This window comes from Pseudoalteromonas sp. 19-MNA-CIBAN-0066, from assembly GCF_040308705.1.
GTDB classification, from domain to species: Bacteria; Pseudomonadota; Gammaproteobacteria; order Enterobacterales; family Alteromonadaceae; genus Pseudoalteromonas; species Pseudoalteromonas nigrifaciens.
Window position 1 is genome coordinate 1 of sequence record NZ_JBEONZ010000421.1, and the last position, 236, is coordinate 236.

At 41.1% G+C, this 236-nt stretch carries 1 pseudogene; it reads left to right on the plus strand.

The features are described 5' to 3' along the window. A pseudogene (locus tag AAEZ18_RS19665) lies at positions 1-180 on the plus strand (hypothetical protein); the annotation flags it as partial. Positions 181-236: the final 56 nt, after the last annotated feature.

Consider the following 236-nt stretch of genomic DNA (forward strand, 5'->3'; position numbering starts at 1 on the left):
GGTTTACCAGAGCAAACTGGCTTAACAAGCGAGTTTAATAAAGACGATAAAAACGGCGAAGTAACTGACGATAGTGCAGAAACACTGGCAGCTAAGGCGCTTGATTATCAACAATCACAATCTAGTAAAGGCGTGACTATTAGCATTACCGCTGCGCTGGACCAAATTAAAAAGGCATAAGACTATGGCAAATCCAGGATTTATTAAAAACTTTGCGGCAACAGCTACTATTGCTG